Annotated in this window: 15 protein-coding genes; 6 read left to right on the top strand and 9 right to left on the bottom strand. The window is 59.6% G+C overall.

What is annotated here, in order from left to right:
* Positions 1 to 17: 17 nt before the first annotated feature.
* On the bottom strand, positions 18 to 218 hold the full coding sequence (locus AC4LF3_RS00415) for a DUF2905 domain-containing protein (protein ID WP_219651370.1): 201 nt from the start codon (positions 216 to 218) through the stop codon (positions 18 to 20).
* 22 nt (positions 219 to 240) lie between these two features.
* On the opposite strand from AC4LF3_RS00415, the gene AC4LF3_RS00420 reads away from it, so the two are divergent.
* On the top strand, positions 241 to 2,904 hold the full coding sequence (locus AC4LF3_RS00420) for a mechanosensitive ion channel family protein (protein WP_491834593.1): 2,664 nt from the start codon (positions 241 to 243) through the stop codon (positions 2,902 to 2,904).
* A gap of 84 nt (positions 2,905 to 2,988) precedes the next feature.
* Here the strand turns inward: AC4LF3_RS00420 and AC4LF3_RS00425 are convergent, their stop codons facing one another.
* Positions 2,989 to 3,540, bottom strand: a complete 552-nt coding sequence (locus AC4LF3_RS00425; RefSeq protein WP_491834594.1) for a gamma carbonic anhydrase family protein — start codon at positions 3,538 to 3,540, stop codon at positions 2,989 to 2,991.
* Positions 3,541 to 3,721: 181 nt separating this feature from the next.
* On the opposite strand from AC4LF3_RS00425, the gene prlC reads away from it, so the two are divergent.
* From prlC to AC4LF3_RS00445, 4 genes are all read left to right on the top strand, one after another.
* Entirely contained in the window at positions 3,722 to 5,773 is a 2,052-nt protein-coding gene (gene prlC / locus AC4LF3_RS00430; protein ID WP_491836225.1) for an oligopeptidase A, read from the top strand.
* Positions 5,770 to 6,042 carry a YheV family putative zinc ribbon protein gene (locus AC4LF3_RS00435; RefSeq protein ID WP_491834595.1) on the top strand — a complete coding sequence of 91 codons (273 nt, stop codon included), beginning with the start codon at positions 5,770 to 5,772 and terminating at the stop codon, positions 6,040 to 6,042. The genes prlC and AC4LF3_RS00435 overlap by 4 nt, the downstream gene beginning before the upstream one ends.
* The gene (locus AC4LF3_RS00440; protein WP_491834596.1) at positions 6,042 to 6,812 is read left to right on the top strand and encodes a DUF1835 domain-containing protein; all 771 of its coding nucleotides are present in this window, start codon (positions 6,042 to 6,044) and stop codon (positions 6,810 to 6,812) included. Before AC4LF3_RS00435 ends, AC4LF3_RS00440 begins: the two co-directional genes overlap by 1 nt.
* 100 nt (positions 6,813 to 6,912) lie before the next feature.
* Positions 6,913 to 8,463 (top strand): phospholipase D-like domain-containing protein, encoded by a 1,551-nt coding sequence (locus tag AC4LF3_RS00445; RefSeq protein WP_074821104.1) that lies wholly within the window; start codon positions 6,913 to 6,915, stop codon positions 8,461 to 8,463.
* On the opposite strand, the gene AC4LF3_RS00450 is transcribed toward AC4LF3_RS00445, so the two are convergent.
* Positions 8,464 to 9,327, bottom strand: a complete 864-nt coding sequence (locus tag AC4LF3_RS00450; RefSeq protein ID WP_491834597.1) for a LysR family transcriptional regulator — start codon at positions 9,325 to 9,327, stop codon at positions 8,464 to 8,466.
* Positions 9,328 to 9,431: 104 nt separating this feature from the next.
* Between AC4LF3_RS00450 and AC4LF3_RS00455 the strand changes: the two genes are divergently transcribed.
* Positions 9,432 to 9,857 (top strand): VOC family protein, encoded by a 426-nt coding sequence (locus tag AC4LF3_RS00455; RefSeq protein WP_150348329.1) that lies wholly within the window; start codon positions 9,432 to 9,434, stop codon positions 9,855 to 9,857.
* Between the two features lie 5 nt (positions 9,858 to 9,862).
* Here AC4LF3_RS00455 and AC4LF3_RS00460 read toward each other — a convergent pair whose 3' ends face one another.
* The 6 genes from AC4LF3_RS00460 to AC4LF3_RS00485 all read right to left on the bottom strand — a co-directional run bounded on the left by AC4LF3_RS00460 (position 9,863) and on the right by AC4LF3_RS00485 (position 16,752).
* Complete coding sequence (locus AC4LF3_RS00460; protein WP_219854955.1) at positions 9,863 to 10,261, bottom strand: VOC family protein; 399 nt, start codon at positions 10,259 to 10,261, stop codon at positions 9,863 to 9,865.
* Positions 10,261 to 10,899, bottom strand: a complete 639-nt coding sequence (locus tag AC4LF3_RS00465; RefSeq protein ID WP_010796436.1) for an SCO family protein — start codon at positions 10,897 to 10,899, stop codon at positions 10,261 to 10,263. The genes AC4LF3_RS00460 and AC4LF3_RS00465 overlap by 1 nt, the downstream gene beginning before the upstream one ends.
* 122 nt (positions 10,900 to 11,021) lie before the next feature.
* Positions 11,022 to 12,128 (bottom strand): Gfo/Idh/MocA family protein, encoded by a 1,107-nt coding sequence (locus AC4LF3_RS00470; protein WP_447109442.1) that lies wholly within the window; start codon positions 12,126 to 12,128, stop codon positions 11,022 to 11,024.
* Between the two features lie 127 nt (positions 12,129 to 12,255).
* Positions 12,256 to 13,659, bottom strand: a complete 1,404-nt coding sequence (locus AC4LF3_RS00475) for an aminoacyl-tRNA deacylase and HDOD domain-containing protein (RefSeq protein ID WP_010796438.1) — start codon at positions 13,657 to 13,659, stop codon at positions 12,256 to 12,258.
* 85 nt (positions 13,660 to 13,744) lie between these two features.
* A complete protein-coding gene (recG, locus tag AC4LF3_RS00480) occupies positions 13,745 to 15,820 on the bottom strand; it encodes an ATP-dependent DNA helicase RecG (RefSeq protein ID WP_074821118.1) in 2,076 nt (691 codons plus the stop codon).
* Positions 15,817 to 16,752, bottom strand: coding sequence for a hydrogen peroxide-inducible genes activator (locus tag AC4LF3_RS00485; protein WP_010796440.1), 936 nt, complete (start codon positions 16,750 to 16,752; stop codon positions 15,817 to 15,819). Before AC4LF3_RS00485 ends, recG begins: the two co-directional genes overlap by 4 nt.
* Between the last annotated feature and the right edge of the window lie 181 nt (positions 16,753 to 16,933).

The raw sequence follows: 16,933 nt of genomic DNA on the forward strand, positions 1-16,933 counted from the left end.
GGCGGTCCGGCCAGGGCTCAGCGATTGATCAGCCACAGCACAACGGATACCACCGCACTGATCAGAATCATGGTGGTGATAGGGAAAAAGAACGAGACGTTCTCCCGTTTGATCACGATATCGCCCGGTAAATGACCCAGCGGTAGCCGTCCGATCCAGGGCCATAACAGGCCGACGGCAACTATCAGCAGTCCTATGACGATCAGAGTACGAGACATATCATCATCCGATTCGAGAGCCATGCCTAAACAGATTTCACGAGTGTGCCTTGCGTTCCTTTTAATCCTTTCTCTAGGCCACGCCCTGGCGGCCGATCAATCCGCAACGGCTGATGAAACCATTTCTCCAGGCGATGCTCGCCGCGCTGTTAGCGTACTGCAGGATGAACAGCAGCGCGCCGAGGCGGTGCGGGCCCTCAAGGCGATTGCCGACACGGCTCCAGCCAAGGACGCCGATGCAGCGAAGTCCGATGATCAATTGGCGGACGATACTGCTGCCGATACCGCTGCCCCTGCCGAAGCACCTGCTGCCGTGGCGATCGAAGCGAACGGTCTGATTGCCAGAACGCTCCGTCAGGTCAGTCGGTGGGGCGATGGGCTGGAAGATCAGCTTCACCAGATCAAACAGGCCGCCCTGGCGTTCCCGGTGTGGTTACGAACCCATTCTGCCAGTGACCAGGGCAAGCATATCCTGAGCGAGGCGCTGGTCGATCTGGCCATTGTTTTCGGCGTAGGCCTCGCCCTTGAATGGGGGTTGCGCTACCTGTTGGGCAGACCCCGACGCGCCTTGATCCAGCATGCTGAAGAAGCAGACGAACGCGCCCGACGCGAGCAGGCCGAGCGGGATGAAAGGCAGCGACTGGCTCAGGCCCAGGCCAGGGCGCGGGCCGAACGGGCACAGGCCGAGCAGGCAGCTGTTGCCAACGCTGCCGAGGTGGGCGGTATTCGCCCGGCCAGCGAGGAGGTGGCGCTGGTACAGACGACGCGTGATGGCGTCGAGCAGATCGAGGCCGTACCGGTCGGTGCGACAAATGCCGCCAAGGGTGGCCCTGCCAGTACCGCCTCCGACTCCGCAGCCCAATCCCAACAGCAGGCGACTGCTGATACCGTTAGCCATGATACAGCTGCTTCACCCCGGCATGCCGCCATGCCGGGCGGGCATTGGAGTACCCTGCGTCACCTGCCCTATGCATTGGGCTCGCTAATCTTTGATCTGTTGCCGCTGGCGTTATTCTTTGGTGCAGCGGCGCTGATCATGCGGGCGCTGTCGGGTGATGAACAGAGCGTCATGACGGTTGTTCAGGGCTTCGTGGGCGCCTACGTTACAGTGCGCGTCTGCATGGCCGTGGTTCGCCTGCTGATCTCGCCGATAGGCCACGGGATGCGCATCATCCGCGTCAGAACCGATATCGCCCGGACTCTGGAAACCTGGATACGGTTCACCGTTGTGCTGGCGGCGTTCGGTATCGCCCTGGCTGAGGCAGTCGAGGCGCTGGGCGCAGGCCGGGCGGGCCATCTGGCAATCGTCAAACTGTTCTCGCTGCTGGTTCACCTCTGCCTGGTCGTGCTTATCTTCAAGGTTCGCAAGCCGGTCGGTGCGTTGATCGAAGCACCTGCCGAGGCAACCGGGCCGGTGGCCGCCTTGCGTAACTGGCTAGCGCTCGTCTGGGCCTTTTTTGCCGCAGCATTCGTTATCGGGCTGTGGGTGGTGTGGGCGCTGGGTGTCGAGAACGGCTTTCCCAAGCTGATCAACTTTATTGCCCTATCAGGGGCGGTGGTCATTGCAGCGCGGCTGCTGGCGATCCTGGTCCTGGGCGCAGTAGGGCGTGCTTTTCAACCCAAGACCGACGCGCCTTCAGATGAGAGCAATACGCCTGCCTCGTCTGTACGCAGCCGCTTGGCTGATCGTTATTACCCGCTTGCCCGCCGGTTGATCACCGCGACTATCACCGTGTGCACCGTCATTGTCCTGTTTCAGCTCTGGGGCCTTGACGCGCTGAGCTGGTTTGCCAGTGGCACCATAGGGCGCAGTCTGCTTTCTGCCGTATTGACGATCCTGGTGGCGGCTCTTGTGGCGATTGTTGTCTGGGAGTCGGCCAACGCCTCGGTACAGCGGCGTCTGACGCGGTGGACAAACGAGGGGGATCTGGTCCGGGCTGCGCGCCTGCGTACGCTCCTGCCCATGCTACGCAGCTTCCTGCTCATCATTATCGTGCTGGTGGTCGGCCTTACAGCACTCAGCCAGATCGGTATCAACACCACGCCGCTGCTGGCTGGTGCCAGTATTATCGGTGTGGCTGTCGGTTTCGGCTCGCAGAAACTGGTGCAGGACTTCATTACCGGTATCTTCCTGCTGATGGAAAACGCCATGCAGGTGGGGGACTGGGTCACCGTGGCAGGCGTCTCCGGTACGGTAGAGTACCTGTCGATTCGGACGGTACGTATCCGGGCCGGTGACGGTTCGCTGCATATCGTGCCGTTCAGTTCGGTCTCGACGGTCAACAATATCAACCGTGGAATCGGCAATGCGTCTATTCGTATCAACGTGGGCTACAACACCGACATCGATCAGGTCTTTGACGAGCTGAAAGCCATCGGTGCGGAAATGCGACAGGACCCGGCCTTCAAGGATCTGATCATCAATGATCTGGAGGTCTGGGGGGTGGACGCGGTCGACGGCTCCATGGTGACAGTACTGGGTCAGATGCGGTGTATCGACAAGGGCCGCTGGGGTGTGCAACGCGAAACCAACCGCCGCATCCTCAAGCGCTTCCGCGAGCTGGGTATCACCATTGCCGACCCACGTACCTATCTGGTCATGCCAAGCGAAACTGCTGCCACGGATCGGTCGCCCCTGCCACACGGTAACCATTTGCCCAGCAACCAGCCAAGCCCTGACGCCTGAGGGCTTGGCTGATAGGAGGAAGAGCGCTGTGCTCCGGCAAAGCGCTCTTTATCTTCCCAACCGTAAATCCATTGCCGCTGCGGCTCAGGCGTCGCGTTGGTCGTAGCCCTCGGCAAGGTGTTGATCCTTCAACTTCACGTAGTTGGCTGCGCTGTACTCAAAGAAGCTACGCTCCTTTTCCGTGAGCGGGCGCGCCTGCTTGACCGGGCTGCCCACATACAGGAACCCGCTTTCCAGTGTCTTGCCTGGCGGCACCAGACTACCGGCACCGATGATCACCTGACTCTCCACCACGGCCCCGTCCATGACGATGCTGCCCATCCCCACCAGGACCTGATTGCCGATGGTGCAGCCGTGCAGGGTGACCTTGTGGCCGACCGTCACATCATCGCCTACGATCAGAGGATAGCCGTCCGGGTTGTATGGGCCGGCGTGGGTGATGTGCAGCACGCTGCCGTCCTGAATGCTGGTACGCGCACCAATGCGCACGCGGTGCATGTCGCCGCGAATCACGGTCAGCGGCCAGACGGAGCTGTCTACGCCCAGCTCCACGTCACCGATGACCACGGCGGTGGCGTCCACAAAAGCGCGTTCGCCCAGGACGGGCGTTTTATTCTGGTAAGTGCGAATGGTCACGATAGATACCTTTTCTAATCAGGCGAGCCTTGAGTCTGGTTAAGATGGGCTCCATATAGTCTTCTTTGAGAGCCTTTCGTTGACTGGGCAGAGCCGGCCAATGCGTCCTTTGAGGCAGCATAGCCGTATCCCGGTCGGCGTGGGGCTCAAGCTACCCGTATATATCCTTGAGGGGAACACCGTGAGCGCCAGCAATCCTCTGTTACAGCCCTACGATCTGCCACCCTATTCCGCGATCAAGCCTGAATTTGTCGAGCCGGCCATTGATCAGATCCTGGCAGACAACCGCGCCGCCATTGCCGAGTTGCTGAAGACCCAAAAGGAAAACCCGACCTGGCAAGGTCTGGTCGTGGCGTTCGACGAGCTGAACGACCGTCTGGGCCAGGCATGGAGCCCGGTCACCCACCTCAATGCCGTGTGCAACAATCCTGAGCTGCGTACGGCCTATGAGGCCTGCCTGCCCAAGCTTTCTGCTTACTCCACGGAGATCGGGCAGAACAAGGACCTTTTTGAGGCCTACCAGACGCTGTCCGAAAGCGAAGAGGCCAAGGGCTTTGATGCTGCTCAGAAGAAGATTCTCGACAACGCCCTGCGTGATTTCCGCTTGTCGGGTATCGACCTGCCGCCTGAACAGCAGAAGCGCTACGGCGAGATCCAGTCGCGCAAATCGGAGCTGTCCAGCAAGTTTTCCAACCAATTGTTGGACGCTACCCAGGCGTGGACCAAGCATGTGACTGACGAATCTGCTTTGGCGGGGCTACCAGATTCCGCCAAGGCCCAGATGGCCGCTGCCGCCCAGGCCAAAGGGCTCGACGGCTGGCTGATCAATCTGGAATTTCCCAGCTACTACGCCGTGATGACCTACGCCGACGACCGTGCCCTGCGTGAGGAAGTCTATGCGGCTTACTGCACCCGTGCCTCCGACCAAGGCCCCAATGCCGGCCAGTTCAACAATGGTCCGGTGATGGAAGAGATTCTTGACTTGCGTCAGGAGCTGGCGCGCCTGCTGGGCTATGCCAATTATGCCGAGCTGTCCCTGGCGACCAAGATGGCTGAATCCAGCGAGCAGGTCCTGAATTTCCTGCGTGATCTGGCCCAGCGCAGCAAACCTTTTGCCCAGCGCGATCTGGATCAGCTGAAGGCCTTTGCTGCTGAGCAGGGCGTAACTGATCTCAAGAGCTGGGACACCGGCTACTTCGCCGAGAAGCTGCGTCAGGCTCGCTATTCGCTTTCCCAGGAAGAGCTGCGCGCCTACTTCCCGGTCGACAAGGTACTGTCCGGTCTCTTCGCTGTGGTGCAAAAGCTCTACGGTATCGAGATCAGCGAGATCAAGGATGGCTTCGACAAATGGCACCCGGACGTCCGTCTGTTCGAGATCACCGAAAACGGCAAGCACGTGGGGCGCTTCTTCTTCGACCTCTACGCCCGTGCCAACAAGCGTGGCGGTGCCTGGATGGACGGTGCTCGCGACAAGCGTCGCAATGCCCAGGGCGAGCTGATCAACCCGATCGCCTACCTTGTCTGCAACTTCACTCCGGCCAGCGGTGGCAAGCCTGCCCTGCTGACCCACGATGAAGTGACTACCCTGTTCCACGAGTTCGGTCATGGCCTGCATCATCTGTTGACCCGCATTGAGCATGCAGGTGTTTCCGGCATCAACGGTGTGGCATGGGATGCGGTCGAGCTGCCGAGCCAGTTCATGGAAAACTGGTGCTGGGAGCCGGAAGGTCTGGCATTGATCTCCGGCCATTACGAGACCGGCGAGCCACTGCCCCAGGAGCTCCTGGACAAAATGCTGGCTGCGAAAAACTTCCAGTCTGGACTGATGATGGTGCGTCAGCTGGAGTTCTCGCTCTTCGACTTCGAGCTGCATGCCACCCACGGCGATGGCCGTAGCGTACTCGACGTGCTGGAATCCATCCGAGATGAAGTTTCGGTTATGCGTCCGCCGGCCTACAACCGCTTCGCCAATAGCTTTGCCCACATTTTTGCTGGCGGTTATGCCGCGGGGTACTACAGCTACAAGTGGGCGGAAGTCCTGTCAGCCGATGCCTTCTCCAAGTTCGAGGAAGAAGGCGTGTTCAATGCTGAAACCGGCCGCGCCTTCCGTGAGGCCGTCCTGGCTCGTGGTGGTTCGCTTGAGCCGATGGTGCTGTTCGTGGACTTCCGCGGCCGTGAGCCCAGCATCGACGCGCTGCTACGCCACTCCGGTCTTACCGAGGAGGCTGCATGAGCGGACCGGTAAAACGCTTCATCGCCGGGGCCGTGTGCCCCGCCTGCCAATCGGTAGACACGATGAAGATGTGGAACGAGAATGGCGTACCGCATCGCGAGTGCGCCTCCTGTGGCTATGGGGATACGCTGGACGAGCGAGGCAATTCGGTTCCCAAGGAATTGCCTACGCGCGTCAATGCGCCCAAGCAGTCAAAGCCTGCCACGGCTCAGGTCAAGGTGGCTCAGTTCTTTCCGAATCCCAAGCTCAAGAAGGACAAGCTTGACTGATGTGGCACGTTGTCTGTGGTGATGTCGCGGCTGAAGGTGTCCGTCAGGTGATTGATACCGAGGCCACTTCATCGCTACGGATAATGCGTGACGATCTGGCCGTAGGGCCGCTGGTGGATGTACATCAGCCGCCCTGTCCGGTTCGGTCGGTATTCTGGGAGGCCGTCTGGCCAGACGATGTTCCCGCTCCCGACTTTTCCCGCCAACTGGCGGACGATGCCACGTGGCTTGAGCATGCAGCACAAGGCAATCGCCCCATTACTGTCTGGCACGGCGACAGTGCTTCCGAACAACTCTTGCTCTGTCGTATCGCTGCCGCTCTGCATGATTCTTCTGTTGCGCTATACAGTGTTCCATGTGGAACACATCGTAGCGATGTACAGACTCGCCGTGCGGTTGGCCAATGCTCACCTGAGTTGTTGAAGCAACTGTATAGCCCTGTCCTCATCCTGCCCGAGCAGCAACAGGATCTGGCTAAAGCCTGGCATGAGGCAGTCGAAGCCAAGGCCAGTATCAGGCGATGGTTAGACGGTAGTTTTTGGTACAGCGACTACGAAACGGTCGACACTATCCTCCTCCAGCATTGCACGCCAGAATGGCAACCGCTCGCACGAGTGATAGCCGAAGTCATGATACGCAACGAAGGATTTTTCGCGACGGATACCTTTCTAGGCTGGCGTGCCCGCGATTTGGCTCATAGAGGCCTCCTTGTCCTGCAAGGGCCTGAAAAGGGGCATTACTCCCAGCAAATGGTCTGCCTGCCAAAATGACAGGCACAGGCCGGTCTTATCATGGCCTTCTGCCCTGATCTTCTGAATTTAACCGCAACGCAAGCGTCGAAGGGATACGCATTCGACCTGGAGGGAATCTGTGTACGCCCGTTTATTACTGCTGTCCTTCGTCCTGTTGACGGGTTGCGCTCAGGTCCAGACACCAACTCCCTCCTCCATGCTCGCGCCAGCCGGCACGCACCTCAACAGTGTGCTTCAACGGCAGGCCGTCAAGCATCCCGGACAATCAGGGTTTCGCCTTCTGGAGTCCAGCACCGACGCCTTTACCGCTCGCGCCGAGCTGATCCGCATGGCCCAGCGCAGTTTGGATATTCAGTACTACATTGTTCACGATGGGGTGACCACGCGCATGCTGGTCAATGAGCTGCTGGCCGCTGCTGACCGTGGTGTGCGGATTCGTTTCCTGCTTGACGACACCAGCAGCGATGGTAATGACTATGCCCTGGCGGCACTGGCAGCCCATCCCAACATCGAAGTTCGCGTCTTCAACCCGCTGCATATCGGTCGCAGTACCGGCGTTACGCGTTACATGGGGCGCTTCCTGCACCTGTCGCAGCAGCATCGCCGCATGCATAACAAGCTGCTGCTTGCCGATAACAGCGTAGCCATTGTAGGCGGTCGCAACCTGGGGGATGAGTATTTCGATGCCAAGCCCGAAATGAATTTCACGGACCTCGACCTGCTTGGAGCGGGTCCTGTCGCCCATCAGCTCGGTGTAAGCTTCGACCAATACTGGAACAGCGAGATCAGCCAGCCCATTACAGGCTTTCTGCGCCGCCCGCCCACAGCTCACGCGCTGACTCGAATGCGCACAGGGCTCAAGCGCTATCTGGACAGCGAGCGGGTAAAGGATTCGGCGCTCTACAACCGATTGCGCCGTTACGACACTGCACCGCAAATGGAGGGTTGGCTTCATGAGCTGACCTGGGCCAATGGCAAGGCGCTCTGGGACGCGCCACGTAAAGTGTTGGCAGAGGGCGAGCCGGACCGAAACCTGTTACTGACGACTCAGTTGATGCCCAGCCTTGACGACGTGCACAAGGAGCTTTTCCTGGTCTCCGCCTATTTCGTTCCAACCCAGACAGGGGTGGAGTACTTGAGTGAGAAAGCCCACGAGGGGGTAGATATTCGCGTACTGACCAACTCGCTGGAAGCGACGGACGTTCCCGCTGTTCATGGCGGATACGCGCCGTACCGCGACGAATTGCTCAAGCAGGGCATCAAGCTCTATGAAATGCGCAACCGCCCGGAAAAAGGCCTGCATGCCTCGCCTTATAGCTTTGGTCAGTCGGCTTCCAGCCTGCACAGTAAAGCCATGGTGCTTGACCGTGAGCATACCTTTGTCGGGTCCTTCAATTTCGACCCGCGTTCTATCCTGTGGAATACCGAGGTTGGCATCATGGTAGACAGTCCTGCCCTTGCCGGCCGGGTCCGTCAGCTGATTCTCGATGGTATGGCCTTGGGTGTCAGCTATCAGGTGAAGCGGGTCGACCGCGACGGAACAACCAAGCTGATCTGGCTGGAAGAGCGCGACGGCAAACTGTATGAGCTGAACCATGAGCCTGGCGGATTGTGGCGCCGATTCAACGCCTGGATCGTGCGTGCAGTAGGCCTTGAGCGTATGCTCTGATCAGCCTTTTGCCGCCTTTACGCATTCCAGAAAGAACGACAGCGCCGCTTGCTTGCGCAGACCCCGACGGCAAATGGCGACCAGCTCGCGGTGAAACGTGAGCGGCCCTAGGGAAAGCGTGCGCACGCGCGCCTGAGCCAGCTGCAGACCAGCCTGAGGAATCAACGCCACCCCCAGGCCATACTCGACCATTCTGACGATAGCTTCCAGCTCATCAAGCTCTAGCGCTTCACGAGCGGCAATCCGGTGCTCTTGAAGGAACCGGCTCACCTGTCGGCCACCAAAGGAGCCTCGGTCATAACGAACGAAGGGCTGTGTTGCCAATAAGGCCAGCGGATCGTCGCCTGGCAACGTGGCGGGCGTGATGAGCACGAATGGCTCCTGGGCCAACGGAATTTCATCCAGCTCCTTGGGTAAGGCAAATGGTGGTTTGATCAATAGCGCCAGGTCGATTTCGCCGGCGTCCACGCGGCCTAGGAGCTGCAGCGAGACGCCAGGAATCAGCTTGAGGTCTACCTGGGGGGCGTCCTGACGAAAGCGCATCAGTGCCTCGGGCAGCACGCCGGTTTGAACCGTGGCGATGGCACCGATCTTTAGTTCGCCCTGCCAGTGGGCGACATCTGTGGGGGCCGCCATCTGCTCGTACAGCGAGAGGATCTGTTCCGCCAACGGGAGCGCCTGTTGGCCGGAGGCATTAAGCAGCGCCGCGCGGCCGGTCCGGTCAAAGAGCCGTACGCCCAGATCACGTTCCAGCTGGCGCATTTGTGCACTGACTGCCGACTGCGTCAGGCCAACCTGTTGCCCAGCCGCTGAAAAGGTGCCATGTCGTGCAACTGCAATAAAGGTCTTCAATTCCCGAAGCACTGTCAGCCTCAAAATAGTTGCTGCTCGGCAGCAAGAATATTCGTTTTTCCATCGAAACGCTTGTGGCTGACAATAGGGTCTTGCCCAACCTGATGAGGTTTCTCATGGCGCTCTCCCCTTTCCACCTGGCTATTCCTGTGTACGACCTGGCGGCCGCCCGGCATTTTTATGGTGACGTTTTTGGCTGCCCTGAAGGTCGCAGCAGCGAGCAATGGGTCGATTTCGACTTTTTTGGCCATCAGTTGGTGATTCACGAACACCCGCGTACCGCGGCGCAGGAACATGCCCATACCAATCCTGTGGATGGCCATGATGTGCCTGTGCCGCACTTTGGTGTCGTATTGGGTTGGGCTGAGTGGGAAGCGTTGGCGGATCGCCTGAAGGCACGTGAAACGGCGTTTGTAATCGAGCCCTACGTGCGCTTCAAGGGACAAGTAGGTGAACAGGCCACCATGTTCCTGCTGGACCCGTGCGGTAACGCGCTGGAGTTTAAGGCGTTCAAGGACATCGATCAACTATTCGCCAAGTGAGGCTATTAGCCGTCGCTATAGGGTTCGCCATAAAAGCGCAGCAGGCAGAAGCCATGGCCAAAAGGATCACGAAGCACGGCCATGTCTCGAAATGCCGAACGCCGGACGTCACCCTCCAATGTAGCCCCGGCGGCTAGTACTTTTGCCAAGGCAACATCGAGGTTATCGACTACAACGTCGAGATGTACAGGTGTCCAGTGCTGGCCGTACTGGCGCACCTGTCCTGCGGTTTCGCTACCCGCTGGCTTTTGTAGCAGATAGATCGGAACATCTGCCCCGGCTAGCTCAACGACTTGTTCATCATAGAGCTTACGCTGCACCGTCAGATCCAGCGCCTGCGTATAAAACTGGATACCGCGCTCCAGGTCGTCGACATCCAGATTGATCAGCAAGCGTATAGTCATTAGCGCTTGGCTTCCATCAGACGTGGCAATTGCTGGGCCAACAGATCCAGCTGCATGGGCTGGCGTACATAACCGACAGCACGGCCGTTCGGGTCGATCAGAACCAGATTGGCGCCATGGTCCACGGTGTAGCTCTGCTGGGTGGTATCGGCCGGAATGAAGGGAATCCCGACGGTATTGGCCAGCGTCTGGGTGTCGGCCATGTCACCTGCCAGGGCTTTGAAGCCTGGGTTGAAAAACTCTACGTATTGTTTCAGCCGCTCCGGTGTATCCCGGGCAGGATCGACGGTTACAAACGTTACGCCCAGCGCATTGCGATCCTTTTCAGGCAGTTTGGTGAACAGTTGCTTGAGCTGCGCTAGGGTCGCCGGACAGACGTCCGGGCAGAAGGTATAGCCGAAGAACATCAATCGCCACTGCCCTTTCAGCGAGTCGAGCGTAATCGCTTCCTTGTCCTGATTCGTAAAGTTGAGTGCAGGAAGTGCCTTGCCTTGAGGCAGCATGACGATGCCCGCGTCCATCAGCTCGGCAGGTGTTGGCGCCGCATCGGTTCGATAGGCACGGTAGCCGAGGGCTGCCACCGCAATCACGGCAAGAAAGATGGCAAGAATAAGAACGAGACGGCGAGCATTGGTCATGACGGACAACCTTGAGCAACGGAATGTGCATCAGGGTACTGGATGTGGGCCCGCCTCGCACCGTCAGCAGGCCGGATCGACCCGCGAAGCGTTTCAAGACGCTTCGCGAGCCTGTAACAGCATCAGGTGGTAGGTTCGGTGGTATTGATGTAGTCCGGCACCTTGGCGAGCGGCAGTGTACGCACCTGCGCCTGAGTAGGACCCTGGCGGGGCGGCAATGGCTCCAGCGTCTGGGTCTGTCCGGTTTCCAGCGCCCGCTCGATGGCAGCCAACACCCGAATGTCCCGCCAGCCTTCATCACCGTCCATCTCAGGTATCCGATCATTCAGGATGCAGTCGGAAAAATATTCGGTCTCGCCACCGAACTGGTCGACGACAGGATGTTTATGTTCCTGTGTCTCACCCTCGATGGTCGCACGATAGGTGATAGCTACACCTTCACCAAAACCGAAACAGGGCGACGCCTCGATTTCGCCTTTCGAGCCGACTACCTGGAAGCGCTCGGTATTGGGTGCGCTGTAGCTGACGGTAAACTGCGCCAGGCGCTCCTGAGGGAAGCGCAGGGTGACGGACACTGCGTCATAGGTCGTGATGTCACGCCCGGGTGTATTGACCCCCACGGCATGCACTTCGATAGGCTCGTCACCAAACAGGTTGCGAACGGCATTGAGCGGATATGGCCCCATGTCCGGTACTGGTCCTGCCCAGTAACCATTCAGGGCGCGATGATTCTGCGGGTCTAAAGGCTGGGCGAACGTGGAAGTGAAGATACGTGGGTCGCCAATATCACCCTTGCGTATGCGCTCGACCATTTCAACCGTCCCCGGCTCGCAGTGCAGGCGATAAGCGATCATGAGCTTGGCACCCGACTTCTTGGACGCCTCGATAATGGCCATGCAGTCTTCCTCGCTGGTGGCCATGGGCTTTTCCAGCAGCACGTGGATACCTGCCTCAAGTGCCGGTACGGCAAATTCGCGGTGGCGGAAGTTGGGTGTAGCCAGGTAAATGGCGTCGATCTCACCGGAGGACAGCAGTGCCGGAAAGTCCTCGTAGCGATAGCTCTTGAGGTTGTACCGTTTGGCCAGTTCGTCGGCCTTGACCGGATCGCCTGTCACCAACGCCGTCATGACCGAATTGCTGGTCTGGCCGACACCCGGCATGAACGCACCCTGGGAAATCCAGCCACCCGCGACAACCGCATAACGGATCTTGCCCTCTGCACTTGGCATGTTGCTTGTCCTCCATTCGATGGGCAGGCGAAAAGCCTGACCCTTATTTCTGTCGGCAAGCAAGCGAGGGGTGAAGTTCCTCAGGCTGGACGACTGTTCATGAAGAAAGCCGTCTAGCCTGCAGTTTTTACTGAGGCAGTTGAGACGCCAGTTCGCGCAGGGCCGCTTCGGCACCCATGATGCGGCTCAGGCATTCCTGCGCCTTTTCAGGAGTCAGCCCCAGGCGCTCATACAGCTCAGGCGGAATGGGACGTGCCGGGCCGCTGCCAATGCCTTCAGCGCGCAGCAGTTGCACGGCCATGAAGGTCAGGTTGGCATAGATGGCGTTGGGCCCGTCATAGGCCGGATAGGCCTGGAAGCGAAGCGCGGCTACCAGTTCTTCCGGCATTTCCCAGTTACGCATCAGCCAGGCGCCGATCTGCTCACGGGTGATGCCGATCAGGTGGCGCTCAATCAGGCTGCTGTCCAGATGCGGGTTGGCTTCCACGTGACGGCAGATCAGTGAGAAATGCGGCGGGAATACATGAGCCAGCACCAGATAGCCAAAGTTATGTAACAGTCCGCACAGGTAGGCAATGCCCATCTCAGGACGAACCTTGCGTGGCATGGCGCGCGCCAGCCCTTCGATGACGGCGGCGGTAAAGATGGACTGTTTCCAGTACGGCGTTGCGCTTTGCGGCTTGTCCTTGGGCAACGTGATCGTCTTGCCGAGTGTCAGGCCCAGCGCCAAGTTGATGACCAGGTCGAAACCCAGAACCCGAACGATTGCATCTTCCACGGAGCGAATCTTGCCGGGCGCCGCGTAATACGGAGAAGACGCCCAGCTGATGACCTGGGCGGCTAGCGCCGGGTCGGTTTCCACCACACCGGCCAGATCATCGACCGTCGCTTCGGGATTGACGCGCAGCTTGATGATTTTCTCAGCTGTCTTGGACAGCGGCGGGATTTCCAGCGTCTCATCGAGGCGCTGCTTGATACGGCGCGCCGTGAAATGCGTGACGGCGCGGGTGATTTCCGCATCGTCCGCTTCCGGGCGCGTCTGATTGGGCTGAATGTCCAGCAGCGGCTCGCCGAAACGGCCCGGGTTGGCCTCGGCCAGTAGGCGACGGAAATCATCCACGGAGACTTCCAGCAAGACATCCTCCTCGCCAGACTCCAACAGCAGGTTGGGCTCCTTGAGCAGGCGTTCGTCATACAGGCAGGGCGAACTACTCAACGTAGGCAGGCCCGGCAGCACCTTGAGTTCGTGCTTGTGCAGCGCCTGGGACAGCCGTTCAGGCTTCATGACGGTCAGCGTGCGGCCGGTTAATTCCGACAGACGGTTAAGGTCGAGCAGCTGGTTCTGCGGAAACAGAACCATCAGAACCCCAGTCGAGTCATCCAGCAGGACGGCCTGTACGCGTTGGGCATTGGAAGAGAGGCCCATCGTGGAATTCACTTCACGATAGGACACCCCCAGCTTATCCAGCATCTCCTTGATGGGCGCTGGTGCATGAGGGGTTGGCTCGGAGGTGTGGGCTACGTCAGTCATGGTATTTCCGCTAGGCCAGATGTAGCCAGTATAACTACCTCGCGCCGCACTGGAATGCCTCTGACCAAAGGTCACAAACTTTTATTTAGACCTGGCCGTATTGCTGACCATGGCGTAGCCAACGTTCCAACAGTGGACTGACATGGGCGGGCCATTTTGCCAGCAGTTCCTGAGCGGCATCCCGTACCGCCGGGAGCAGATCGGCATCGCGCATCAGATCGGCGACCTTGAATTGCAGGAGACCGGTTTGCCGGGTACCCAGCATTTCACCCGGGCCACGCAATTCCAGATCCCGTTCGGCAATCACGAAGCCGTCGTTCGTCTCCCGCATGATCGCCAGCCGCTCACGGCCAATATGCGACAGCGGAGGATGGAACAGCAGCACACAGTGGCTGACCGCACTGCCCCGCCCTACCCGGCCGCGCAACTGGTGCAACTGGGCAAGGCCCAGCCGCTCGGGGTTCTCGATGATCATGAGGCTCGCGTTGGGTACGTCCACGCCAACCTCGATCACTGTGGTGGCTACCAGCAGCTGCAACTCGCCCGCCTTGAACTGCGCCATGATCTCGGCCTTCTCAGCGGGCTTCATCCGGCCGTGGATCAAGCCGACCCGCAGCTCGCCCAGGGCCAGCGACAATTCCTCGAAGGTGGTTTCCGCGGCCTGACAGGTCAGCTCCTCAGACTCTTCGATCAGCGTACACACCCAATAGGCCTGTCGGCCTTCCAGGCAGGCGGCGCGCACACGCTCCACGACTTCTTCGCGACGGGTATCGGTAATGGTGACGGTATTGACCGGCGTACGGCCTGGGGGCAATTCGTCCAGCACCGAGGTATCCAGATCCGCATAGGCGCTCATGGCTAGTGTGCGCGGAATGGGCGTCGCGGTCATGATGAGCTGATGAGGGCTCAGGCGCCCTTCTACACCTTTCTGCCTCAAGGCCAGCCGCTGTTGAACACCGAAGCGGTGCTGCTCATCAATGATGACAAGGGCCAGCCGCGCAAAGTGGACTTCACTTTGAAAAAGAGCGTGGGTGCCGACAACCATGGGCGTTCCGGCCGCAATGCGCTCCAGTGACGCGGCGCGCGCCTTGCCCTTGAGCTTGCCAGCCAGCCAGGCAACCTCCAGCCCCAGAGGCTCGAACCAGCGTTGAAAATTCAGGTAGTGCTGCTCGGCCAGGATTTCTGTCGGCGCCATCAGGGCGACCTGATACCCAGCCTCAATGGCCTGCAGTGCAGCCATGGCCGCGACCACGGTCTTGCCTGCCCCTACGTCACCCTGTACCAGACGCAGCATGGGTTCATGCTGGGCCAGATCATGGGCAATTTCTGCACCGACCCGCTGCTGGGCGCCGGTAGGCTTGAAGCCCAGGTTGGCCAGGTATTGTTTGGGTAGTTTTTTAGCAGGTGGCAATGGCGGTGCCTGCTGCGCGCGCATGGTTTCACGCAGGCGTTGCAGGGAGAGCTGATGGGTCAACAGCTCCTCGAAAACCAGCCGGCGCTGTGCCCAATGATGACCTATTGCCAGCTCCTCAACATCGGCGTCCGGCGGCGGGCGGTGGAGATAGCGCAGGGCCTCGGCCAGAGGGCCAAGCTTGTACTGTTTTGCCATTTCCGGTGGCAGCCAGTCTGGCAGGCTATGCGGCCCCAGTCGCTCCAGTGCTTGTTCGGTCAACTGTCGCAGGCGCAGCTGGGTCAGCCCTTCGGTGGTCGGATAGATCGGCGTCAGTGTCTGTTCGACAGGCGCTGGCGCGTCATCCTTCAGGGCCCGGTATTCCGGATGATAGATTTCAAGCCCCGATGCACCGGGCCGTACTTCACCGTAGCAGCGCAGGTGCGTGCCACGCTTCATGCCATCCTTCTGGGCCTGGCTGAAATGAAAGAAGCGCAGGCTCAATGTGCCACTGCCGTCCTGCAGGCGAACCAGCAGGCTGCGGCGGCGACCCATGATGACATCAGCGGTGGCTACGACGCCTTCTACAACAGCGTCCTGCCCAGGGCGTAAGGCCCCGATCGGGACGACCCGGGTACGGTCCTGGTAGCGCAAAGGCAGATGGAACAGGACGTCCTGCAGATTCTCGAGCCCTACCCTGGCCAACTTCTCTGCCATGGCCGCGCCGATGCCTTTCAGCGCGGTGACCGGGATCGCAGACAGTTCGGTCATGCCGGTTGTACGACTCCTGCCGCTTCAGGTCGGGCCACGGAGCACAGGCGTACCGAGTCGGCCAGCACCTCGATGGCGCGTGGACGCGGGAAGCTGGCTCGCCAGGCAATGGCGACCGTACGATAAGGCACCGGCGCGGTGAACGGGCGAACCTCGATCACGCCCGGCGCATAATGATGACTTTCCACCGCCGAGAACGGCAGGACAGACACGCCTAGCCCGGAGGCCACCATGTGGCGGATGGTTTCCAGCGATGAGGACTCGACCTGGGTATGCTTGGCTTCGTCCCCATGCTTGCGCACCGTCGGACAGGCTTCAAGCACCTGATCGCGGAAGCAGTGCCCTTCACCCAGCAGCAACAGACTTTTGTCGCTGAGCTGGGCATTATCGATCGACTTGAGCTCCGTCCATGGGTGGCGTGCGGGCATCATGACGTAGAAGGGCTCGTCATAGAGCGCCTTGGTCAGAACGTCCGGCTCGCTGAACGGCAACGCGATGATGATGGCGTCGAGTTCACCGGTGCGCAGCTTGTCCCGCAGGACGTGCGTGAAATTCTCTTCGATATACAGCGGCATTTCCGGCGCCACGCGGTTCAGCTGGGGAACCAGGTGGGGAAACAGATAAGGACCAATCGTATAGATGGCGCCGATCTTCAGCGGAGCGCTGAGCTGGTTCTTGCCCGCCTGGGCCAGCTCGCGAATACCCTGGGCCTGTTCCAGCACCTTTTGGGCCTGGGCCACAATGCTTTCACCCGTGGGTGTCAGGCGAACCGCACTCTTGCTGCGTTCAAAGATCAGGATGCCCAATTCGTCCTCAAGCTTCTTCACCCCGACCGACAGAGTCGGCTGGCTGACATGGCAACGTTCGGCGGCACGGCCGAAATGCTGCTCCTGGGCAAGAGTCACGATATAGCGCAATTCAGTGAGGGTCATGATTGAATCAATCCTTAGAGCCTTTCCATACACAGCGGCGCACGAGGCTCGGCGAGGTGTCAGGCAAGGCGCCATTCCGAAATGACGGCGACGCTTGAAGGTCGTCCGTTCCGAGTCGTTCGCCAGACGGGTCAGCTAATGACCAATTAACAAATACTATCACCTGCAAGCATAACGGCTG

The organism is Pseudomonas sp. C2.3V, assembly GCF_058536325.1.